Origin of the sequence: Streptomyces sp. NBC_00554, from assembly GCF_041431135.1 — a bacterium.
In the GTDB taxonomy this organism is placed as follows: Bacteria; Actinomycetota; Actinomycetes; order Streptomycetales; family Streptomycetaceae; genus Streptomyces.
Genome location: NZ_CP107799.1, coordinates 2,004,858 through 2,025,607 on the forward strand (window position 1 = coordinate 2,004,858; position 20,750 = coordinate 2,025,607).

Here is a 20,750-nt window from a genome sequence, read left to right on the forward strand (position 1 = left end):
AGGACGGCCGGGCGCCCTCGCACGTCACCTCGGTCTCACCACCGCACCGGCAAGCGGCGCACGCCCCGCATCAGCATGCCGGGCAGCCACTCTCCGGGCGGCCCGTCGAGCGCCAGGTCCGGGCAGCGGTCCAGCAGGGAGCGGAGGGCGACGCGGGCTTCCAGGCGGGCGAGGGGCGCGCCCAGGCAGTAGTGGATGCCGTGCCCGAAGGCGATGTGGCCGCGGGCGTCGCGCCGGATGTCGAAGCGGTCCGGTGCCGGGTACCGCACGCCGTCGCGGTCGGCCGCGGTGAGGCCGATCATCACCGCGTCGCCCGCCCCGACGGGCGTCCCGCCGATGTCGAGAGGTTCGGCGGCATAGCGGAACGTCGCGTTCTCCACCGGCCCTTCGTAACGCAGCATCTCCTCCACGGCACCGTCGAGGAGTGTCATGTCGGCGCGCAGCGCGGCGAGTTGGGCGGGGTGGGTGAGCAGCGCGTGGACGCCGCTCGAAATGAGGTTGACCGTCGTCTCGTGCCCGGCGACGAGCAGCACGAAAGCCATGCCGCGCAACTCCTGGGGCGAGAGCCGGTCGCCGTCCTCCGCGGTCGTCCGGATGAGACTGCTCAGCAGGTCGTCGGCCGGGGCGGAGCACCGCTTGTCCTCGATCAAGTCGGTGAGGTACGCGGCGAGTTGGACGAACGCGTCGTACTCGGTCGCCGCGCTGGTGGGCGCGACCGCCTCCGTCGACAGCGCACGGAAGGCCGCCCGGTCCATCTCGGGCACCCCGAGCAGCTCACAGATGACGGTGAGTGGCAGCGGATAGGCGAACGACTCCACGAGGTCGGCACGCCCGCGCGGCAGCATCGCGTCGAGCAGCTCGTCGGTGATCTCCTGGACGCGCGGCCGCAGCGTCTCCACGCGCCGCATGGTGAACTCGCGTGCGATGAGCGCCCGCAGCCGCGTGTGCTGGGGCGGGTCGGCCACCAGCAGGTACTTGCCGATCAGCTCCTCGTCGAGGAACGTGACCCCGATCTTCTCCCCGTCCTTGGCCAGCCGCGGATCGGCGAGCGCCGCCCGCGCCTCCTCGTAGCCGACGACGAGCCAGGTCTCGTGGTGCGCGTCCGGGAACGGCAGCCGCACCCGGTGCACCGGCCCGAGCGCGCGCAACTCGGCATACACGGGATGCGGATCCTCCCTGAAGCGCGCCCCGTACTCCCCCAGATCGATCACTTCCGCCATACGCCTCCCCCTTCACCACCAAAACGCCCGGGAGAGCCGACTAGTGCCCGTCCTCTTCGAGCAGTCCGGCGTCGTACGTCAACAGGGCGATCTGTACGCGGTTGTTGAGGTCGAGCTTGGCGAGGATCCGCGAGACATGGGTCTTTACCGTGGCGACGCTCATGAAGAGTTGGGTGGCGATCTCGGCGTTCGCCCTGCCCTGCCCGACGGCCACGGCGACCTCGCGCTCGCGGTCGTTCAGAGTGGCCATCCTCGTGCGGGCGCCCGATCGCCGGGTGTCGAGGGCGGAGCCGGCGGCGTGGGCCATCAACTGGCGGGTGACGGTGGGCGAGAGCACGGGATCTCCCGCTGCGACGCGACGTACCGCCGCGAGGATCTCCGCCGGCGGGGTGTCCTTGAGGACGAAACCGGCCGCGCCCGCGCGCAGCGCCCGCAGTACCTGGTCGTCGGCGTGGAAGGTGGTGAGGACGACGACCTGGGGAGCGTCCTTGCGTGCGCGCAGCTGCTCGGTGGCCGTGAGTCCGTCGACGTTCGGCATCCGGATGTCCATGAGGACGACGTCCGGGCGGGTGCGGTCGACGAGGGCCGCGACCTCGCTCCCGTCGGCGGCCTCGCCGACGATCTCGATGTCGTCGGCGCCGCCCATCATGAAGGACAGGCCGGCCCGCACCAGGGGGTCGTCGTCGACAAGGAGCAGTCGGATCACAGTCATGGGCCTACCGTAGTGACGCGGCGTAGTGCGTGACGGGGGCTTTTTTCGCCCCCTCCGCCCCTACCCGTCCCATTCCTGGGGGCTCCGCCCCCAGACCCCCGCATCGCGCTGACGCACTCGTCCTCAAACGCCGGACGGGCTGAATGGCCCTACCCGGTGCTGAAGAGTGCGGCCCCATGGGTGGGTGGGGGATCGGGATGGCGCGGCCTTTCCCAGACGCCGGACGGGCTGAAAGATGCCCACCGGCGGGAGGGGGCGTGCCGGTACGTCCAAAGCCCGTCGCGTACGTTCGCGTCACCGGACGCTTCCCTGCTCGGTCAACGGATGATCCGTCGGCGACGGGCGGACGTACCGGCACGCCCCCGACCCACCCACCACCTGGTCAGACCCCCCACGGCAACCACGCCCGCACCTCGAACCCCCCATCCCCCGCACCCCCGTGCACAAGGCGCCCACCCGCAAGCGTCGCCCGCTCGGTCAGCCCGATCAGCCCCTGCCCCGACCCGGGCACATGCGGAACCTCCCCCGGCGGCGCCGGATTGTGTACGACCACGGTGAGGCCGTCCCCCGGAGCGCCCGAGACCGACACCGTCACCTCCGCACCCGGCGCGTGCTTGCGGGCGTTCGTCAGCCCTTCCTGGGCGATGCGGTACGCGGTGCGGCCGACGGACGCGGGCACGGCGGCCGGATCCGTGACGCGGTTGTAGAGGACGACCTTCATGCCCGCCGAGCGGGACTCGGAGACCAGCCCGTCGAGCGCGGCGAGCGTGGGTTGCGGCCGCCCCGCGTCGTCGGAGTCCCCCGTCCGCAGCACCCCGATGATCTCCCGCAGATCCTGCAGGGCCTCGTGCGCGCTCTCCCGGATCACCCCGGCGGCCCGCGCGACCTCCTCGCGGGGCGCGTCCGGCCGGAACTCCAGCGCCCCCGCGTGCACGCTCAGCAGCGTGAGCCGGTGCGCGAGCACGTCGTGCATCTCCCGTGCGATGTCCTCGCGGGCGAGCCGCTGTGCCTGCTCGGCCCGCAGCGCCGCCTCCGTCTCGGCCCGCCGCGCCCGGTCCCGCAGACTCAGCATGAGCTGCCGCTTGGACCGTACGAACATGCCCCAGCCGACCAGCGTCACGGTGATCAGCGCGCTGATGCCGACCGAGGCGACGTACGGCAGATCGGGGTCGGGCCGCAGCCAGAAGTAGACCGGGAGCAGCGCGAGCGAGATGGCGGCGAGCGTGCCGACGTACTTGAAGGGCCGGTGCACGGCGAGGGTGAACAGGGCGACCATGCCGGCGCCGCCCGCGGTGTTCGAGAGCAGTCCTATGGAGAGCATCGCGACGGCCAGCCCCAGCGGCCAGCGGCGCCGCAGCCAGACCGCGGCGCAGGCCAGTGCGCCGACCAACTGGTCAGCGACGGCCAGGGAGTGCGGGGTGTTCGGGTCGTTGGTCAGGGTGTCGGCGGCCAGCATCCCGATGACGACGGCGATCACGAAGCATCCGAAGTCGACGATCCAGTCCCGCGCGGTGCGCCTCGGCCGCCCCGACCGCCCGACCCGCTCGGGGCCGAGCTCCGCCACCAGGGCGGAGGGCAGCAGCCACCGCCGCGTCTGCAGTCCGTGCGCCTGCGCCGACGCGACGGACAGCGCCGCACCGGCAGCCGGCCCCCGAGCCCCGGCCGCACCCGTACCCGCCCCGACGGGCCGGGCCAGCGCCCCGGGCACCACCGCACCCGGCTCAGCCAGGTCCCCGGTCGGGGCTGGCGCCTGAGGCGCTGTCGCCCGGCCGGTCAGGTCTCGCGGCGCACTCGCCGGTTTGTCACTGCTCACGGTCGACAAATCTACGCAGCCACGCGCGCGCCCACCTCCCCCCGCCGGGGATCACCGACCAAAGTCGCACCCCTTCAGACTTTGGTCCCGGCCCCTCCTCCGCGGTCCGCCACTTAGGTCGGACATGCCTCGCCCCGCGGCCGATGAACGTGGGGGGTCCGCGGGGCGAGGGTTTCTTCATGAAGCAGTTTCTGGAGGTTCTCGGCTTTGTCGCCCTGGTCCAGGGCGCCCTGGGCCTGGTGAACGAGTTCACCGGCCGCCTACGAGGGTGGGGCCTCGTACAGCGGCTCGGTTTCCTCGACGGCTACGAGATCTACGCGAGCGTCACCCTGCTCGTGCTGTCGTTCGCGCTGTTCGCGGCCGCCGAGAGCCGGAAGCCCGGCTGAACACGGGCCGGACCTCCGGCGCACCCGGCGACAACCGCATCACCCTCGGTTCAGCAGCTGTAGTTGACCAGCTTGAAGGTGACGTAGTGGTCCGCGGTGTAGTAGTCCTCGTCCGTCCTGTTGCCGGTGACGATGCGCCGGGCGCCACGCGTCGAGGAGCCGGGCGTGATCACCGTGTACTCGTGGTAGTAGCCGGTGGACTGAGAGGGCAGGATGCCTTCCCGGTTCTGGAAGACGGCTCCGTCCTGCGAGTACGGGAAGGGGCCTCCCGAGTCGATCAGGCGGAGCGTGGTGTACGCCTGGGACGGCAGCGCGCCGTAGCAGATGCTGCCCACGGCGGTCGCCGCCGCGTTGGCCGGTACCGCGGCGGTGCCGCCTACGAGCAGGGCGGACATGAGGGCGACGATGGCGCCCGTGCGAGTGGTTCGTGGGGGGAATCTCATGGACCTAGAATGACGCGCGTAGACCATGGCATGTCAATGACAAGTCTAGGGATTTCTCCCGCCAAGTCCGATGAATTTTCCGGGAGTTAACCTGCCGCCCGGCGGTGCGGCCCGTACTCCGGACCTCGCCACCGGTGCGGCTGATCTGCGGTTAGGCGTTGGCCGGGAGCTCGTAGGTGCCGTACTCCGGGCGGCCCGCGAAGTCGTACGACTGGATGGAGACGCCCTTCGAGGTGATGCGTCCGCCGGTGTGCCGGAAGGCGGTCGGTACGGAGCCCTCGCGGAAGATGCGGCGGCCGGCGCCAAGGACGACCGGGAAGGTGAGCAGGTGGACGGTGTCGACGAGGTCGAGGGCCAGCAGGGACTGCAGGAGGGCGCCGCTGCCGTGCACCTGGATCTCACCGTCGGTGCGCTCCTTGAGGGCGGTGACCTCCTTGGCGAGGTCGCCGCTGATCACTGACGTGCCGTCCCACGCGGGGTCGGTCAGGGTCGACGAGGCGACATACTTCGGCAGAGCGTTGAGCTTCGAGGCGACGGGGTCGGCCGGGTCGGTCATCTTCGGCCAGAACGCGGCGAAGATGTCGTACGTACGGCGGCCGAGGAGGAACGCGTCGACGCTGCCGAAGACCTCGGTGACGAACCGGCCGAAGTCCTCGTCGTCGAACGGGACGGACCAGCCGCCCTGTGTGAAACCGCCCCTGGGGTCCTCCTCGGGACCGCCCGGTGCCTGGTAGACGCCGTCGAGGCTGACGAAGATCTGGGAGACGAGCTTGCCCATGACGGGTGCCTTCTCTCTCGGGTGGGGTCTGTTGTCATCAGCTCAGACCCCACCGGCACCCGCAACTCATCGGTCGGCCCACCGGTGTCATCCCGCGTTCGTCGAGAACAGCCCGCCCGTCGGACCCTGCTTGTCGCCGCCCTGGGCCTTCCTGAGGGCGTTGGCCAGGCTCTCGATGGTGAGGGACTGCAGGATCACCCGGCCGCTGCCCTCCAAGGTCGCGAGGGACAGGCCCTCGCCGCCGAAGACCGCGTTCATCAGGCCCTGCCGGTTCAGGCCGCCGACGCGCTGGATGCCGTACCGGATGCCCTCCTCGAAGGCGACGACGCAGCCCGTGTCGACCTCGATGCGGCCGCCGAACTCGGCCGGGTCGAGGTCGATGAAGTTGCCCGCGCCCGCGATGATCACCGTGCCCCGCCCGGTGAACTTCTCCAGGACGAAGCCTTCGCCGCCGCTGCGCCCCGTCTTCCCGCCCTGGAATGCGATCCCGAACTGCACGCTCGACTCGGCGGCGACGAACGCGTCCTTCTCCGCGAACCACGCGCGCGTGCCGTCCAGCTCCAGGGCACGCATCTCGCCGGGCAGGACGCCCGCGAAGCCGACCGTGCCCTCGCCGCCCGTCGACGTGAAGTACTGGAAAGCCAGCGACTCGCCCGCGAGCGCGCGCTGGCCGGCCTGCATCGCCGTGCCCATGGCCTGGCGCAGCATGCCGCCCATGCCACCGCCCGCGCCCCCGGCGCCGCCCTGGGGTCCTGTGCCCGCGCCGCCTGACGGCCCGGAGAGCCTGGTCTCCATCGTCACGTTGGTGGTCTTGAAGAGGAACTTTCCCGCCTCGCAGTACACGGTCTGGCCGGGGCTCAGGCTGACGACCGCCATCTGCATGGCAGTGCCGACGATTTCCTGCTGAAGAGTCACAAAAGGAGAACGTGAGAGGCGGAGAGAAGAGTTCCGGCCATCCGAGTGGCCTGTCGGCGGGACAGGCGCCGGTGAACTCGCCGTCCGTTTACCGCCAGCAACCGGGCCTCGAAGCCGCTGGGATGGATCCATGACTTCACGAGAGAACATGAGCGGCACGGTGGCCCTGGTGACCGGCGGCAGCCGGGGTATCGGGGCCGCGACGGCTCTGCGGCTCGCCCAGGACGGTGCCGATGTGGCCATCACCTATCTGCGGGACAAGGAAGCCGCCGAGGACGTCGTACGGAGGATCGAGGCGCTCGGCAGGCGTGGGCTGGCGCTGCGGGCGGACTCCGGCGACGCGGTGGAGGCCGTCGAGGCGGTGCGTACGGCTGCGCAGGTGTTCGGGCGGCTCGACGTGCTGGTCAACAACGTGGGCGTCGGGCTGCTCGGTCCCCTGGACTCGCTGTCCCTCGCCGACGTCGACCGGGTCCTCTCCGCCAATGTGCGCGGGGTCTTCCTGGCCTCCCAGGCGGCGGCTCCGCACCTGGGGCGCGGTGGGCGGATCATCACGATCGGTACGTGTATGACGCAGCGGGTGCCCGGGCCCGGGGGCACGCTGTACGCGACCAGCAAGTCGGCGCTGATCGGGCTCACGAAGGCGCTCGCGCGGGAGCTGGGTGGGCGGGGGATCACTGCGAACATCGTCCACCCCGGGCCGGTGGACACGGAGATGAATCCGGCGGACGGGCCGCATGGGGCCGGGCAGGCGGCGATGACCGCGCTGGGGCGGTTCGGTACCGCCGACGAGGTGGCCTCGATGGTGGCGTATCTCGCCGGGGGCGAGGCGGGGTACGTCACGGGGGCGGAGTTCGCGGTGGACGGGGGGCATGCGGCGTAGGGGCAGGGTTTTTCGCCCCCTCCGCCCCTACCCGTCCCTTGTTCCTGGGGGCTCCGCCCCCAGACCCCCGTATCGCGCTGACGCGCTCGTCCTCAAACGCCGGACGGGCTGAACCCCGCGGAGCGGGGGTTTGGGGGCGGAGCCCCCAAGGGACGGGAATGGGAAGGGGCGGAGGGGGCGAAAACTACTCGTCAGCCGCCCAGTTCCTGGTGGCGGGCCGTCAGCCGCGCAGTGCCTTCCTCGGTCAGCGAGCCGAACAGCCTCAGGCGGGAGATGCCGCCGTCCGGGAAGATGTCCACGCGTGCGTGGGTGCCGACGGCGGGGGCGGTGAGGACGAAGCGGTGGTTGGTGTCGGGCTGGAGGCGGGTGCGGGGGAGGATCTCCGTCCAGGCCCCGTCGGCGCCGTCCTTCACCGACACCGAGGCCCAGCCCGCGCTGTTGCCCTTCAGGTACGCCGTGTCGATCTCGATCGCGCGGATCTCCGACTGGGCGACCAACTGGTAGCGGATCCAGTCGTTGCCCTGGTCACGGCGGCGGCGGGTCTCCCAGCCGTCGTCCATCTTGCGGGAGCGGCCCGGCTGAATGGTGTTCGAGGCGGGGGAATAGAAGAGGTTCGAGGCGTCCTCGGCCCGGCCGCCGTTCTCCAGGGCGACCACGTCGAAGGTGCCGAGCACGGACAGCCACTCGGGGTCCGGTACGACCTCGCCGTGGACGCGCAGGCGCGCGATGCCGCCGTCGGGGTGCTGGTTGACGCGCAGGTGCGTGAAGCGCTGTTCGACGGAGACGGCGAAGCCGTTGGCCGCGTGGCCGCCGACCGCCGTGCGCGGGACGAGCGTCGTCCACTTCACGTCGTCCGCCAACAGCTCCTCGGGCGAAGGGGAGCCGGGGACGGACGCCCCCTCGACCGACACCGCCTGCGGGTAGTTCCCGCGGAAGTGGGCCGTGTCGACGACGATGCCGCGTACGACGCCGGGCGCGCCCAGGCGGACGAGGGCCCAGTCGTGGTCCTCGGCGGTCGGCCACGGGTGCTCGGCCGAGGCACCGCGCCGGCGGCGGGTCTCCCAGCCGTCCATGATCTTGCCCTTGTGGCCGAAGTGCTCGGGGTCGAACTCGGCGGCGCCGGGCAGGAGAAGGTTCTCGCGCTGGGCGAAGAACTCGTCGTTGGCGGCGATGACACCGGCGCCGAGCTGCCGGTCGGCGAGGTTGGTGTACTGGGTGAAGGGGAAGTCGGCGGTGCGGTAGTCCGCGTACGGGTCGCCGCCTCCGTAGGGGTTCGCGTCGCCGGTGAAGTGAGCCGGAGTGGACTGATGCTGCGCCGTCACGGTGATCAGGTCTGCCTTTCGAGGGTCGGCCGCTGCGGGTGCGGATGCGGGTGCGTGCGTAATTCGGTATGGCTACGGCTATGGGTGCCGGGTCAGCAGGTGCCCCGTCGGCTCGCCGAACTCACCGTCGGCCACGATGCGTGTCCCCCGCAGCCAGGTGGACTTGACGACCCCGCTGAGGGTCTTGCCCGCGTATGCCGTGACCCGGTTGCGGTGCTGGAGCGCGGCGGGGTCGACGGTGAACGTCTCGTCCGGCGCGAGGACCGCGAAGTCGGCGTCGTGGCCCGCCTCGATGGCGCCTTTGCGGTCGCCGAGGCCGACGAGTTCCGCCGTGCGCGTCGACATCCAGCGCACCACGTCCTCCAGGGAGTACCCGCGCGCCCGGGCCTCCGTCCAGACCGCGGACAGGCTCAGCTGGAGGCCGGAGATGCCGCCCCACGCGGTCGCGAAGTCGTCGGTCTTCAGGTCGGCCGTGGAGGGCGAGTGGTCGGTGACGACGCAGTCGATGGTGCCGTCGGCGAGGGCCTGCCACAGCAGGTCCTGGTTGGCGGCCTCGCGGATGGGCGGGCAGCACTTGAACTCGCTGGCGCCGTCCGGGACTTCCTCGGCGGTGAGGGTGAGGTAGTGCGGGCAGGTCTCGACCGTGAGCCGGACGCCCTCCGCCTTCGCGGCGGCGATCAGCGGCAGCGCGTCGCTCGACGACAGGTGCAGTACGTGCACGCGCGCGTTGAGGCGCTTCGCCTGGGCGATGAGGTTCTCGATGGCGGTGTCCTCGGCGTCGCGCGGGCGCGAGGCGAGGAAGTCGGCGTACTTCCCGCCGCCCTTCTGCGGGGCGGCTGCGAGGTGGTGCGGGTCCTCGGCGTGCACGATCAGCAGGCCGCCGAAACCGGCGATCTCCGCGAGTGACTGGGCGAGTTGCTCCTGGTCGAGCTCCGGGAACTCGTCCACACCGGACGGGGAGAGGAAGGCCTTGAAGCCGAAGACGCCGGCGTCGTGCAGCGGCCGCAGGTCCTTGACGTTGTCGGGCAGTGCGCCGCCCCAGAAGCCGACGTCGATGTGCGCCTTGGAGCGGGCGACGTCCTTCTTCGTACGGAGGTTGTCGACCGTCGTCGTCGGCGGGAGGGAGTTGAGCGGCATGTCGATCAGGGTGGTGATGCCGCCGGCGGCAGCCGCGCGCGTGGCCGTCCAGAAGCCCTCCCACTCGGTGCGCCCCGGATCGTTGACGTGCACGTGGGTGTCGACGAGGCCGGGCAGCAGGACGTCGTCGCCGAAGTCCTCGATGCGGGCACCGGCCGGTACCTCCGCGTCGTGCGCGAGTACGGCCCTGATCTTTCCCCCGGCGACCGCGACCGAGGCGGCGCGCGTCCCTTCGGGAGTGATGACGCGTGTCGAGCGCAGCACCAGTTCGACGTCGGACACCCGGACCCCTCTCTGTCCCTGTTGACTCCCGGCACGGCTGTTTACTTCCGCGTAACGAAATTCAACGTTCTGTTGAAGGAGTCTTCACTTCGACCCTCGCGCCGTCAAGGGCGCACTTCTCCACTCTGCCTCTCCTGCGTCGACTCTGGACGTTTCCACAAAGTGGAATTAGAATTCCGCCCAGCAGAACGTAGCTATGCACCACCAGGGGGTCGACCGACTGCCGGGTAGGCTGCACCACCGCCTGTCAGTCTTGAAAGGACCGCGCCCGTGCCGACGTCCAGCGCCAGCACCACCGACGCCGCCAAGTCTTCCGCACCCAGCGGTGGCGTCCAGTCCCTTGAGCGCGCCTTCGATCTGCTCGAGCGGATGGCGGACGCCGGGGGCGAGGTCGGCCTGAGCGAGCTCGCCGCGAGCAGCGGGCTGCCGCTGCCCACCATCCACCGCCTCATGCGCACGCTGGTGTCCTGCGGCTACGTACGTCAGCAGCCCAACCGCCGGTACGCCCTCGGCCCCCGCCTGATCCGGCTCGGGGAATCCGCCGCCCGACTCCTCGGCACCTGGGCCCGCCCCTACCTCGCACGCCTCGTCGAGGAGACCGGCGAGACCGCGAACATGGCGCTGCTCGACGGGGACGAGATCGTCTACGTCGCCCAGGTGCCGTCCAAGCACTCGATGCGCATGTTCACCGAGGTGGGCCGCCGGGTGCTGCCGCACTCCACGGGCGTGGGCAAGGCGCTGCTCGCGCACACGCCGGCCGACGAGGTGCGCTCGCTCCTCGCCCGTACCGGCATGCCTGCCGCGACGGAGAAGACGATCACCACGGCGGACGGATTCCTGACCGCGCTGGAAGAGGTGCGCCGGCTCGGCTACGCGATCGACGACAACGAGCAGGAGATCGGCGTCCGCTGCCTCGCGGTGTCCGTGCCCAACTCCCCGACCGCCGCCGCCATTTCGATCTCAGGCCCGGCGGGCCGCGTCACCGAGGCGGCCACCGAGAAGATCGTGCCGGTGCTGCAGCAGGTCGCGGTGGAGCTGTCCGAGGCGCTGGCCAGCTCGGGACCGGCGGTCTGACCCTACGACGGTACGGCAGCGCCCCGAAGGGGCGCGGGGAACTGCGCGACCAGCCACGACGTACCCGCAGCTGATGGTGGACCGGACTTCCAGCAGCGCGGTTGCGGCCCCGGACCCACCGGGACTACCGCCGCGGCGGTTCCCCGAACAGCTCCACGGCGCTGCGGACATCCGCGAGGCTCGTCGCCAGCGCGCTGACCGAGCCGATCGCACCCGCGACAAGGAGCAGGGAGCGACGCAGGCGCGGGATCTCCGGGACGCCGCTGACGGCCATCGCGGCGAGGGCCGCGAGCTCGTCCTCGGCGATGCCCCGGTCCGGGAACTCGGCCGGATGCGCGGCGAGTTGACGGCGCAGCCGGGAGACGGCGGTACTCAGTTCCGCCACCCTCGGGTCCTCGTCGTTGCCGGTCACTGGCCTCTGCCCCAAGCTCCGCAACACAGCTCTCCCCCTCGCACGTCCTTGTGCGCAAGTCCTTCGTACGTCCGCCAAACGCCCCATGGCGATGGTCGGGCGCCGGGGACGCGGGCCAGTAAACGCCACCCGGTGCGGTGGGCGCCACTCCCCTGACCGAAATTCAGCCCACGGACATCGTGCGCTCCACCCGGGTTCCGGAGCGCGCCCCGGCCGGGTCGGGTATGCAGGGGACATGACGGAGAACGAAGACCAGGCGGCCGGGCTGCTGCTGGCGGCCGGCGGCGGGCGGCGGCTCGGGGGGCGCCCCAAGGCGCTCCTGCCCCACCGGGGGCGGCCCCTTGTCGAACATGCGGTCGGAGTATTGCGCGCGGGCGGCTGCACCCGCGTCCATGTGGTCCTCGGGGCCCGCGCCGATGACGTACGGGAGCAGGCTTCACTGGCTGGCTGTGTGCTCGTCGACAATCCGGAGTGGGAGGAGGGCATGGGTTCCTCACTGCGGGCGGGGCTCGATTCACTGGCGGGCACGGGGGCGCAAGCCGCGTTGGTGTCGCTCGTGGACCAGCCCGGCATCGGGCCCGAGGCGGTGGGCCGGGTACTTGACGCGTACCGGGGCGAAGGGACGCTCGTTTCGGCCGCCTACGAGGGCGTGCGCGGTCACCCCGTTCTCTTCGGCGCCGCCCACTGGGCGGGCATCGCCGCGACTGCGACCGGGGATCGAGGGGCACGCGCCTATCTGAAGGAGCACGCGGCGGCGATCACGCTCGTCGAGTGCGGAGACGTTGCGCGGCCGTACGACATCGACACGGCGGAGGACCTGGTCCACCTTGAGTGAACGGGGTGGCACTGAGCGCCACACTCTGTCGACCCGGAGAATCTCGACATCAACAAACCATTGAACTTCCACAATGAGGAAACTAGTATCCACTGTTCAGAAGCGCCCCCTTGCTCCGCGGGCGTTCACAGCCGTACTCAGATTGACTGGCACCCGGTGCCACGCTCGCTGAAGGAAGTGACAGCTCATGTCCGCACCAGCGCCGTCCTCGCTGGCCATCGTCGACGCCGAGCCCCTGCCCCGGCAGGACGAGGTCCTCACCGACGCGGCCCTCGCCTTCGTGGCCGAGCTGCACCGGCTGTTCACGCCCCGGCGTGACGAGCTCCTCGCCCGCCGTGCGGAGCGCCGCGCCGAGATCGCCCGCACCTCCACGCTCGACTTCCTCCCGGAGACCGCCGCCATCCGCGCGGACGACTCCTGGAAGGTGGCCCCCTCCCCGGCGGCCCTGAACGACCGCCGTGTCGAGATCACCGGCCCCACCGACCGCAAGATGACCATCAACGCCCTCAACTCCGGCGCGAAGGTCTGGCTCGCGGACTTCGAGGACGCCTCCGCGCCCACCTGGGAGAACGTGGTGATCGGGCAGGTCAACCTGGCCGACGCGTACACCCGGAACATCGACTTCACGGACGAGCGCACCGGCAAGTCGTACGCGCTCAAGGCGGACGCCGAGCTCGCGACCGTTGTCATGCGGCCGCGCGGCTGGCACCTGAATGAGCGCCACCTCGTCGACGCCGACGGCACTCCCGTGCCGGGCGCGCTCGTCGACTTCGGCCTGTACTTCTTCCACAACGCGCAGCGCCTGATCGATCTCGGCAAGGGCCCGTACTTCTATCTCCCGAAGACGGAGTCCCACCTGGAGGCGCGCCTCTGGAACGACGTCTTCGTCTTCTCGCAGGACTACGTCGGCATCCCGCAGGGCACCGTCCGCGCGACCGTCCTGATCGAGACGATCACGGCGGCGTACGAGATGGAGGAGATCCTCTACGAACTCCGCGACCACGCCTCCGGGTTGAACGCGGGCCGCTGGGACTACCTCTTCTCCATCGTCAAGAACTTCCGTGACGGCGGCCAGAAGTTCGTGCTGCCGGACCGCAACGCGGTCACGATGACAGCCCCGTTCATGCGCGCATACACCGAACTCCTCGTCCGCACCTGCCACAAGCGGGGCGCGCACGCGATCGGCGGCATGGCCGCGTTCATCCCCTCGCGCCGCGACGAAGAGGTCAACAAGGTCGCCTTCGAGAAGGTCAAGGCCGACAAGGACCGTGAGGCGGGCGACGGTTTCGACGGCTCCTGGGTGGCCCACCCGGACCTCGTCCCGATCGCCATGGCCTCCTTCGACGCGGTCCTCGGCGACAAGCCCAACCAGAAGGACCGGCTGCGCGAGGACGTGTCCGTCGCCGCCGGTGACCTGATCGCCGTGGACTCCCTCGACGCCAGGCCGACGTACGACGGCCTGGTCAACGCCGTCCAGGTCGGCATCCGCTACATCGAGGCCTGGCTCCGCGGGATGGGCGCGGTCGCCATCTTCAACCTCATGGAGGACGCGGCCACCGCCGAGATCTCCCGCTCGCAGATCTGGCAGTGGATCAACGCGGGTGTCATCTTCGAGCACGACGGCAAGGCCGTGGCCGCGACGCCCGAGCTGGCCCGCGAGATCGCCGCCGAGGAGCTCACGAACATCCGCGCCGAGATCGGCGAGGAGGCCTTCGCGGCGGGCAACTGGCAGCAGGCGCACGACCTGCTGCTCACGGTCGCCCTCGACGAGGACTACGCGGACTTCCTCACGCTGCCCGCGTACGAGCAGCTCAACGGCTGACGACGCTCACTTCTCCGAGTGGCCCAGGGACTTTTCCGGGGCCACTCGGTCGCGTACGAGGCGCTTCACGGCGGTCGGCTCCGGGAAGCCCTGCTCGCGGCGGTCCCAGACGACCTCGTCGTCCACGCGTACGACGAAGACGCCGCCGGTGCCGGGCTTGAGGGCGAGTTCCGTCAGCTCGGTCTCGAAGGTGGTGAGGAGTTCCTGCGCGAGCCAGGAGGCGCGGGGCAGCCAGCGGCATTGAGTGCAGTACTCGATCTGGACGCGATGGGTGTTCGCCGGGTCCTCCGGGGGCTTCGTGTTCATCCGAGGTGTACCGACCAATCCTGTTCCGCCGCCGGTTTGCCGTGCAGGTCGGGGACCTGTTTGAGCCAGTTCGGCCGGCCTCGCTGAGTCTTCGCCGCGCGGTCCGCGTCCTCCGCGGCGAGTTGTTCCCGGGTGGGGAAGTCGGTGGGCAGCCACTGCGCGGAGGCCTTCACACGGGCGAGGAGATAGCTGACGTACGCCTCACGCGCCTCGTCGGGGGTCGCGAAACCCGGCTCTTCCGCGAGCCAGGCGTCGGGGACCTCCGCGGTGATCCCGCGCAGCAGTTCCTCGGTCACCAGGGGGGCCAGTTCGGCGTCCGCCGCGCGGGTGTCCGGGGTGTAGCCGCCGAGGGCGTGGCGCCGGAAGTCGTAGGCCTTCTCCGGTGCCGACGCGTCCCAACGGTGGTGGAAGACGAGGGCCGCTCCGTGGTCGATCAGCCACAGGCGCGGGGGCGCGACACCGAGCGTGGGCCAGATCATCAGGTTCGAGCTGTGCACCGTGCGGTCGACGTTGACCGTGAGGGCGTCCAGCCAGATCACCTTGCCCGCCTCCAGCGGGTCCACGGTGAAGGTCCTGGCGAGCTCCGGGGTGAAGTCCTTCGCGCCCGACAGGTAGTCCATGCCGAGGTTGAGCCCGGCGCTGGCGCGCAGCAGGTCCTGGACCTCCTGGTGCGGCTCGTGCTCGCCGATCGCCGGGTCGAAGTGCACGAGGACCAGCTCGGGGAATCGCAGCCCCAGGGCGCGCGCGAGCTCTCCGACGATCACCTCGGCGACCAGCGCCTTCCTGCCCTGCGCGGAGCCCGTGAACTTCACGACGTACGTCCCCAGGTCATCGGCCTCGACGACTCCGGGCACGGAGCCGCCCGCCCTCAGCGGGGTCACGTATCGAACAGCGGTCACGTCGCGCAGCACACTGGCCACTGTAGATCAGGCGGTCGCCGGACCCCTTCGGTTTATCCGCGGGCCAGCGGGCTGGGGAGCGGCACATAGCGGGCGTCCGCCCCGTCGGCCCCCGTCCATCGCAGCAGGAGGTTCGTCTTGCCGGGGAGGGTGGGTGAGGTGAGCAGGTCCGCGATCTCGGGGAGGCCGTGCTCCGTGTCGTAGCGGGTCAACTCCCGTCGTACGGCGGGCCACAGGTCCGCTGTCGGGTGGCGTTCGGCGAGGAGTGCGGCCAGTTCGGCGAGGTGGTTGACGACCAGGCAGTACACGAGCCGTTCCCAGCCTGCCGCCCGCGTCACCTCGGGCAGGAGCTTCACGCCTTCCGCGTCCCGGAAGAGTGCCTGTACGGGCATTCCGTCTGCGTCGACGGCCATCACCGTGTTCTGGACATGCGCCTCGACGACCACTCCGTACCGCGCGAAGGCGTCGAGGACCGGGGGCACGACCTGGCGCAGGTACGCCGCCCACCAGGCGGAGGGGTCGGTGAGCCGGTCGAGGGGGCTGCCGTCGAAGCCCTCCACGAGGGCGGCCGTGAGGAGTGGGGTCGCGCCGGGAACGAGGTGGGCGTGCAGTCCGTCGCGGACCATCACGGCGAGTTCCTCGAAGGCGAAGTCGGCGGTGCGGTAGCCGCGGTCGCTCAGCCAGGCGGCCGGGCCGGGGATGGCCGCGAAGGCCGTCGCGGTCGCCTCGTCGGTGCGGCGGACTTTCAGCAGGTCGTGCCGCCACAGCCGGCGGATGTCGTTGGTGATGCGCACATCGAGGCTGAACTTGAGGAAGAGGTCGTCCTCGGGGTCGTACAGCGTGCGGATGGCGGCCGTGGGCCACAGCGGATGTGCGGTGCGCCCCAGTCGCAGGAGCCGGCCGTCCGCGAAGGCCTCCCGGATCTCCGGGCGGGCGGCGACCAGGTCGAGCTGCCAGGGGTGAGCAGGGAGCATCCGGTAGCCGGGCGGCGGGTCCCCGAGGGTGTCGAGGGCCGACGTGTCGCCCTCCTCGACGACCGCGTCCTCGCGCACCGCGAGCAGTTCAAGCGGGAAGCGGGCGTACGCCTCGGGCGCGTAGGGCAGCCAGCCGGTGACCGGGCCGCCGCCGCGGGCCTTGGGGGCCGGGTGGTGCGGGTGCCCGGTGATCAGGGACTGTTCGGAGCGCAGGTACGGATCCTCCGGTGGCGTGGCGCGAGCGCGCGTGGCGAGGATCGCGGCGACCGCGTCCCGGCTGTCATTCATCTCGGCGGGCAGCTCGGAGTTGGACAGGCCGGTGTGGGCTCGGAGTTCCTCTGCCGTGAGTTTGACCAGCTCGGCGTGGGTGAGCCGGTGCCAGGCGTTGTCGGCGTACAGCTCGGGACGCGTCGGTCGGCGCGTGCCGCGGACCTTCATCAGGCGTCCGCCGGCGCGGAGCCGGTAGGTGCCGGGGGCCCCGGCGGGCTCGCCCACCTCCCGCAGCAGGCAATTGAGCAGCGGAGCGGCGGCGTACGCGTCGGCGGCTTCTTCCGGGTCTTCGTCTTCCTTGGGAAGGTCGACCGGGTCGTTCCGGCCGTTCCGGTCGTTCCCAGGGGGCGGGGGGAGCATGGGGGGCATGGGGTCCACGCGATCCGTTCGTTCCATACGGTGCTCTGGTGATCATTATGTCTGTCGGCATCGGCGATCACGACGACAGACCCTCGTCGCGAGCGACGACGTGACGACAGTCCCCGTACCCAAGGAGCCGCACTGTGCACCGTCCCCCCATGCCCGAGGCCGAGGCCGCGCTCGCGGACGAGTTGAGCGTCGCACGGCCCGGTCTGTCGGCACCGTACGCGGCCGCGCTGCCCGGCGCGCGGGCGGCCGTACTGACCCGTCTGTGGCGGGCGCTGGTGTACGAGCCGATGCCCTGGGTCGCGCGCCGTGAGACGGGGCGGGACGGTCTCACGCTGCATCTGGCCGACGGCCGTCGGCTGCACGGGCCGCACGCGGATCCGTACGCGACCGCCTCGTACGTAACGGAGCTGCGGCTCGACGGCACGCCGCACGACCGTCCGGAACGGCTCGTCCTGGCCCTCGCCGTCCCGCACGCGGCCGCCTTCGCGGCCGAACTCGGCGACAGCGTCGCCTCGTTGGCGCTGTCCCGCGCGAGTCAGCCCGTCTCCGACCGTGAGCCGGTCACCGGCTGGGAGTGGGAGCAGCGGATCGTCGACGGGCACCCGTATCACCCCAGCTGCCGTTCGCGGCCCGGGTTCTCGGCGGCCGAGCAGCTCGCGTACGGGCCGGAGCACCGGCCGCTGGTGGACCTCGGACTCGTGGCCTCGGACGACTGTCTCGTCACGGGCGAGTGGCCGAAGTGGCTGCGGGACGGGGAGCGGGTGTTGATCCCGGTTCATCCCTGGCAGGTGGCTCATGTGCTCGACGAACCGGTGCAAGAGGGTTTCGCCGCCCACCCGTTGATGTCTCTGCGCACCCTCGCGCTGCCGGACGGACCGCACATCAAGACCGCGCTGAGCGCCCGGCTCACCTCCTCCGTGCGGGACATCTCGGTGTACTCGATCGAGACGGCCGCGACGGTCTCGGCGTTCATGGAGACGATCACGGAACGTCTGGACGTGCCACTGCACATCACCCGGACCCTGGGCGCCGCCACAGCCAACAGCCCTGATCTGGCGGCGGTGTTGAGGGAGTCCCCGGACCTGTACGCGAACCCCGGTGAGCGGGTCGTCCCGGTGGCCGCCCTCGCCACCACCGCGCTGCCCCAATCCCCGGCCTGGCTGGCCGAGTTCACCCGCCTCGCCCTCACCGTCTGCCTGCGTCTGCTCGACCTGGGCGTGGCTCTGGAGGCACACGGCCAGAACCTCCTCGTGGTCCTCTCCCCCACCGGCGCCCCTCTCCGGCTCGTCTACCGCGACCTGGCCGACATCCGGGTCAGCCCGGCCCGCCTGGCCCACCACGGCATCCCGGTCCCGGATCTCGCCGGACGCATCGTCACGGACGACGAGAGCACCCTGCGGCGCAAACTCTTCGGCGCCCTCGTCGGCGGCACGCTGGGCGCGACGGCGGGCTCGACGGCCGCTCTGCGCACGGCGATGGACGCGGTCGTGGACGATCTGCCGCACACCCCGGATCTGGCGGCCCTCCGCCGCGAACCGCTCCCCACCAAGGCGCTGACCTTGATGCGGCTGTCTCCGCAGACCCCGGGGGACATCTGGGCGCAGCTCCCCAACCCGCTCCTCAGCCCTGCGTTGTGAGGTCTCGTTTTGAAGCACGACACCTTTGATCAATAGGATCCGCCGATGATCACAAGACAACGGCTGGCAACAGGGGTTTGCGCCCTGCTCGCCGCCCTGACGGCCGGAATCGCCTACCCGGCCGGAGCGGTCGCCGACGAAACGGCGGAGCAGGCCGCTCCCAAGGTCGACCTCGTACTGGACGTCAGCGGTTCCATGCGGGCCACCGACATCGACGGCAAGTCGCGAATGGCCGCGGCCAAGCAGGCGTTCAACGAGGTGCTCGACGCGACGCCCGAGGAAGTCCAGCTCGGGATCCGCACACTCGGCGCCAACTACCCCGGCGACGACCAGAAGACGGGATGCAAGGACACCGCACAGCTCTACCCGGTCGGCCCGCTGGACCGGACCGAGGCGAAGACCGCCGTGGCGACGCTCGTCCCCACCGGCTGGACCCCGATCGGACCCGCGCTGCTCAAGGCTGCCGACGACCTCGACGGGGGCAACGGGTCCAAGCGCATCGTCCTCATCAGTGACGGCGAGGACACCTGTGCCCCGCTCGACCCGTGCGAGGTGGCCCGGGAGATCGCGGCCAAGGGGATCGGGCTCACCATCGACACGCTGGGCCTGGTGCCGAACACCAAGATGCGTGAGCAGCTGAGCTGTATCGCCGAGGCCACCGGCGGTACGTACACCTCGGTGGAGCACACCGATGAACTCACCGACAAGGTCAACCAGTTGGTGGACCGCGCCGCCGATCCCGTGGTGGTGCCGCAGGCCGTGGAGGGTGCCGAGGCGTGCGCCAAAGCGCCCACGATCGAGTCGGGCCTCTACACCGACCGTGAGGAGTTCGCGCAGCACCGCTGGTACCGCGTGGACGTCGAGCCGGGCCAGGAGCTGCGCGCCTCGGTGAGTGTCGCGGCGGACCGTGAAGTCAGCCCCGACTACGGGGTGTTGCTGCGGGCCGTCACCCTGAGCGGACGGGAGATCGTCCGCGGTGAGGCGGCGGGCACCGGCCGGACCGATGTCATCTCGACGGGTCTGCGCTATCCGAAGGCCGAGAGCGACGACGAGAACGCCGCCGCCGAGACCGTGTGTCTCCAGGTCGCCAACTCCTTCTCGGCCGCCGCGGGCGTGAAGACCACGCCCGGGCTGCCGCTGGAACTGACGGTCGACGTCGTCGACGCGCCGGACCAGGCGAGCGACGTGGCCTCGTTCGGCCTCGGACGCGGCTGGTGGCTGCTCGGTGCCCTCGTGCTCACCGGCTTCCTCGCGGGTGTGCTGTGGGGCTGGATCTCGCGCCTGCGGGTCGCTGTCTGGAGGACCAACTGATGCGTATCCCACGAGTGTTGACCGCCGCGCTGCTCCTGCTCGGGGTGGCCGCGGCCCCTGCCGTCGCCGACTCCTCGCCCTCGGCGAGCCCGTCGGACGACGGTGGCGCGCCCACCCAGGCCGGTACGTCGTTCCGTACGGCGACGGAGATCGAGCAGGGTCAGCAGGCCACCGCGAGCGGGTCCTCGGGCGACTACCTGTACTGGTCGTTCCCCGCGGACGCCGGCCAGCGGCCCACCGTGAAGGCGACGGTGAAGCTGCCCGAGGCCTCGACGCGGAACGCCGCGCAGACCTGGCGGCTCGATGTGTACGACGGGCTGCGGCGGCGTCAGGCGTGCCAGTACGGGGCGCAGACGCGGACGGCGGCGCAGGACGCCGCCTCCGTGGAGCTGTCCTGCACGCTGCGCAACGTCCGTGCCTGGTCGGAGACCTGGGCCGATGACCCGCTGCCGGGCACGTACTACGTCCGGCTGACCGCCATCGGTCTTGGGGCCGCCGACCTTGGTCTGCCGCTGAGTGTCGAGGTCCAGGTGTCGTCCAAGGACGTCGGCGGTTCGGCGGCGGTGGACGGCGCGCTTGCGCAGCCGCTGGTCCCGGGGGTCGCGACCTCCGTCGACGCGTCCGAGGACGAGGACTCCGACTCGACGACGGCCACGCTGTCGTCCCTGGAACCCGATGACGGGTGGGCCTCCGGGTGGTGGTCCGACCGGTGGGTGTGGACCGGGTTCGGTGGCGTGCTCGCTGCGTTGGCGGGAATCGGGGGGTATGCGCTGACCCGAGGGTCGGGGCGGCCTTCGCGGGTGCCGCGGGGCGTCTGATCGGAGAGTGGGGGTGGGGGAGGTTTTTTCGCCCCCTCCGCCCCTACCCATTCCCGTCACTTGGGGGCTCCGCCCCCAAACCCCCGCTCCTCAAACGCCGGAGGGGCTGGATTCAGCCCGTCCGGCGTTTGAGGA

General features: G+C 71.0%; 20 protein-coding genes. 8 read left to right on the plus strand and 12 right to left on the minus strand.

Annotated elements, in window-relative coordinates:
• Positions 1 to 35 precede the first annotated feature (35 nt).
• From OG266_RS08855 to OG266_RS08865, 3 genes are all read right to left on the minus strand, one after another.
• On the minus strand, positions 36 to 1,220 hold the full coding sequence (locus tag OG266_RS08855; RefSeq protein WP_371544318.1) for a cytochrome P450: 1,185 nt from the start codon (positions 1,218 to 1,220) through the stop codon (positions 36 to 38).
• A gap of 40 nt (positions 1,221 to 1,260) precedes the next feature.
• Positions 1,261 to 1,932 carry a response regulator gene (locus OG266_RS08860; RefSeq protein ID WP_371544321.1) on the minus strand — a complete coding sequence of 224 codons (672 nt, stop codon included), beginning with the start codon at positions 1,930 to 1,932 and terminating at the stop codon, positions 1,261 to 1,263.
• Positions 1,933 to 2,314: 382 nt separating this feature from the next.
• Positions 2,315 to 3,562 carry a histidine kinase gene (locus tag OG266_RS08865; RefSeq protein ID WP_371552712.1) on the minus strand — a complete coding sequence of 416 codons (1,248 nt, stop codon included), beginning with the start codon at positions 3,560 to 3,562 and terminating at the stop codon, positions 2,315 to 2,317.
• A 362-nt stretch (positions 3,563 to 3,924) separates the two neighbouring features.
• Here OG266_RS08865 and OG266_RS08870 point away from each other — a divergent pair, with 362 nt between their 5' ends.
• Positions 3,925 to 4,131, plus strand: a complete 207-nt coding sequence (locus OG266_RS08870; RefSeq protein WP_266473639.1) for a hypothetical protein — start codon at positions 3,925 to 3,927, stop codon at positions 4,129 to 4,131.
• A gap of 50 nt (positions 4,132 to 4,181) precedes the next feature.
• Here the strand turns inward: OG266_RS08870 and OG266_RS08875 are convergent, their stop codons facing one another.
• The 3 genes from OG266_RS08875 to OG266_RS08885 all read right to left on the minus strand — a co-directional run bounded on the left by OG266_RS08875 (position 4,182) and on the right by OG266_RS08885 (position 6,267).
• A complete protein-coding gene (locus OG266_RS08875) occupies positions 4,182 to 4,574 on the minus strand; it encodes a ribonuclease domain-containing protein (RefSeq protein ID WP_266473641.1) in 393 nt (130 codons plus the stop codon).
• A 151-nt stretch (positions 4,575 to 4,725) separates the two neighbouring features.
• Entirely contained in the window at positions 4,726 to 5,352 is a 627-nt protein-coding gene (locus OG266_RS08880) for a dihydrofolate reductase family protein (RefSeq protein ID WP_329544757.1), read from the minus strand.
• Positions 5,353 to 5,439: 87 nt separating this feature from the next.
• Positions 5,440 to 6,267 carry an AIM24 family protein gene (locus OG266_RS08885; RefSeq protein WP_371544324.1) on the minus strand — a complete coding sequence of 276 codons (828 nt, stop codon included), beginning with the start codon at positions 6,265 to 6,267 and terminating at the stop codon, positions 5,440 to 5,442.
• 130 nt (positions 6,268 to 6,397) lie between these two features.
• On the opposite strand from OG266_RS08885, the gene OG266_RS08890 reads away from it, so the two are divergent.
• Positions 6,398 to 7,147 carry a 3-oxoacyl-ACP reductase family protein gene (locus OG266_RS08890; RefSeq protein WP_371544327.1) on the plus strand — a complete coding sequence of 250 codons (750 nt, stop codon included), beginning with the start codon at positions 6,398 to 6,400 and terminating at the stop codon, positions 7,145 to 7,147.
• Between the two features lie 191 nt (positions 7,148 to 7,338).
• Here the strand turns inward: OG266_RS08890 and alc are convergent, their stop codons facing one another.
• Positions 7,339 to 8,478, minus strand: a complete 1,140-nt coding sequence (gene alc, locus OG266_RS08895; RefSeq protein ID WP_371552714.1) for an allantoicase — start codon at positions 8,476 to 8,478, stop codon at positions 7,339 to 7,341.
• Between the two features lie 69 nt (positions 8,479 to 8,547).
• Positions 8,548 to 9,888 (minus strand): allantoinase AllB, encoded by a 1,341-nt coding sequence (gene allB, locus OG266_RS08900; RefSeq protein WP_371544329.1) that lies wholly within the window; start codon positions 9,886 to 9,888, stop codon positions 8,548 to 8,550.
• Positions 9,889 to 10,158: 270 nt separating this feature from the next.
• On the opposite strand from allB, the gene OG266_RS08905 reads away from it, so the two are divergent.
• Positions 10,159 to 10,962 carry an IclR family transcriptional regulator gene (locus tag OG266_RS08905; protein ID WP_371544331.1) on the plus strand — a complete coding sequence of 268 codons (804 nt, stop codon included), beginning with the start codon at positions 10,159 to 10,161 and terminating at the stop codon, positions 10,960 to 10,962.
• Between the two features lie 124 nt (positions 10,963 to 11,086).
• On the opposite strand, the gene OG266_RS08910 is transcribed toward OG266_RS08905, so the two are convergent.
• Positions 11,087 to 11,401, minus strand: a complete 315-nt coding sequence (locus tag OG266_RS08910; protein ID WP_326719794.1) for a DUF5955 family protein — start codon at positions 11,399 to 11,401, stop codon at positions 11,087 to 11,089.
• A 208-nt stretch (positions 11,402 to 11,609) separates the two neighbouring features.
• On the opposite strand from OG266_RS08910, the gene OG266_RS08915 reads away from it, so the two are divergent.
• Together OG266_RS08915 and aceB are read left to right on the plus strand one after the other, a co-directional pair.
• Positions 11,610 to 12,209: an NTP transferase domain-containing protein gene (locus OG266_RS08915; RefSeq protein ID WP_371544334.1), complete on the plus strand. Its 600-nt coding sequence runs from the start codon at positions 11,610 to 11,612 to the stop codon at positions 12,207 to 12,209.
• Between the two features lie 187 nt (positions 12,210 to 12,396).
• On the plus strand, positions 12,397 to 14,031 hold the full coding sequence (gene aceB, locus OG266_RS08920; protein WP_371544337.1) for a malate synthase A: 1,635 nt from the start codon (positions 12,397 to 12,399) through the stop codon (positions 14,029 to 14,031).
• Between the two features lie 6 nt (positions 14,032 to 14,037).
• Here aceB and OG266_RS08925 read toward each other — a convergent pair whose 3' ends face one another.
• From OG266_RS08925 to OG266_RS08935, 3 genes are read right to left on the minus strand one after another with little or no spacing between them, the layout of a single operon-like run.
• Positions 14,038 to 14,337, minus strand: coding sequence for a SelT/SelW/SelH family protein (locus tag OG266_RS08925; protein WP_266473662.1), 300 nt, complete (start codon positions 14,335 to 14,337; stop codon positions 14,038 to 14,040).
• Positions 14,334 to 15,248: a HipA family kinase gene (locus OG266_RS08930; protein WP_371544340.1), complete on the minus strand. Its 915-nt coding sequence runs from the start codon at positions 15,246 to 15,248 to the stop codon at positions 14,334 to 14,336. The genes OG266_RS08925 and OG266_RS08930 overlap by 4 nt, the downstream gene beginning before the upstream one ends.
• A gap of 41 nt (positions 15,249 to 15,289) precedes the next feature.
• Positions 15,290 to 16,849 (minus strand): IucA/IucC family siderophore biosynthesis protein, encoded by a 1,560-nt coding sequence (locus tag OG266_RS08935; protein ID WP_371544342.1) that lies wholly within the window; start codon positions 16,847 to 16,849, stop codon positions 15,290 to 15,292.
• A gap of 134 nt (positions 16,850 to 16,983) precedes the next feature.
• Between OG266_RS08935 and OG266_RS08940 the strand changes: the two genes are divergently transcribed.
• Genes OG266_RS08940 through OG266_RS08950 form a run of 3 tightly spaced genes read left to right on the plus strand, consistent with a single transcriptional unit; the run spans position 16,984 to position 20,615 of the window.
• Positions 16,984 to 18,486 carry an IucA/IucC family protein gene (locus OG266_RS08940; protein WP_371544345.1) on the plus strand — a complete coding sequence of 501 codons (1,503 nt, stop codon included), beginning with the start codon at positions 16,984 to 16,986 and terminating at the stop codon, positions 18,484 to 18,486.
• Positions 18,487 to 18,531: 45 nt separating this feature from the next.
• A complete protein-coding gene (locus tag OG266_RS08945; protein ID WP_329544768.1) occupies positions 18,532 to 19,797 on the plus strand; it encodes a VWA domain-containing protein in 1,266 nt (421 codons plus the stop codon).
• Positions 19,797 to 20,615, plus strand: coding sequence for a hypothetical protein (locus OG266_RS08950; protein ID WP_371544349.1), 819 nt, complete (start codon positions 19,797 to 19,799; stop codon positions 20,613 to 20,615). The genes OG266_RS08945 and OG266_RS08950 overlap by 1 nt, the downstream gene beginning before the upstream one ends.
• The last annotated feature ends 135 nt before the right edge of the window (positions 20,616 to 20,750 follow it).

Coding starts and splice junctions, on each gene's coding strand:
- OG266_RS08855 (WP_371544318.1), bottom strand. CDS start 1,220: ATGGCGGAAGTGATCGATCTGGGGGAGTACGGGGCGCGCTTCAGGGAG.
- OG266_RS08860 (WP_371544321.1), bottom strand. CDS start 1,932: ATGACTGTGATCCGACTGCTCCTTGTCGACGACGACCCCCTGGTGCGG.
- OG266_RS08870 (WP_266473639.1), top strand. CDS start 3,925: ATGAAGCAGTTTCTGGAGGTTCTCGGCTTTGTCGCCCTGGTCCAGGGC.
- OG266_RS08875 (WP_266473641.1), bottom strand. CDS start 4,574: ATGAGATTCCCCCCACGAACCACTCGCACGGGCGCCATCGTCGCCCTC.
- OG266_RS08880 (WP_329544757.1), bottom strand. CDS start 5,352: ATGGGCAAGCTCGTCTCCCAGATCTTCGTCAGCCTCGACGGCGTCTAC.
- OG266_RS08890 (WP_371544327.1), top strand. CDS start 6,398: ATGACTTCACGAGAGAACATGAGCGGCACGGTGGCCCTGGTGACCGGC.
- OG266_RS08915 (WP_371544334.1), top strand. CDS start 11,610: ATGACGGAGAACGAAGACCAGGCGGCCGGGCTGCTGCTGGCGGCCGGC.
- aceB (WP_371544337.1), top strand. CDS start 12,397: ATGTCCGCACCAGCGCCGTCCTCGCTGGCCATCGTCGACGCCGAGCCC.
- OG266_RS08925 (WP_266473662.1), bottom strand. CDS start 14,337: ATGAACACGAAGCCCCCGGAGGACCCGGCGAACACCCATCGCGTCCAG.
- OG266_RS08935 (WP_371544342.1), bottom strand. CDS start 16,849: ATGCCCCCCATGCTCCCCCCGCCCCCTGGGAACGACCGGAACGGCCGG.
- OG266_RS08945 (WP_329544768.1), top strand. CDS start 18,532: ATGATCACAAGACAACGGCTGGCAACAGGGGTTTGCGCCCTGCTCGCC.
- OG266_RS08950 (WP_371544349.1), top strand. CDS start 19,797: ATGCGTATCCCACGAGTGTTGACCGCCGCGCTGCTCCTGCTCGGGGTG.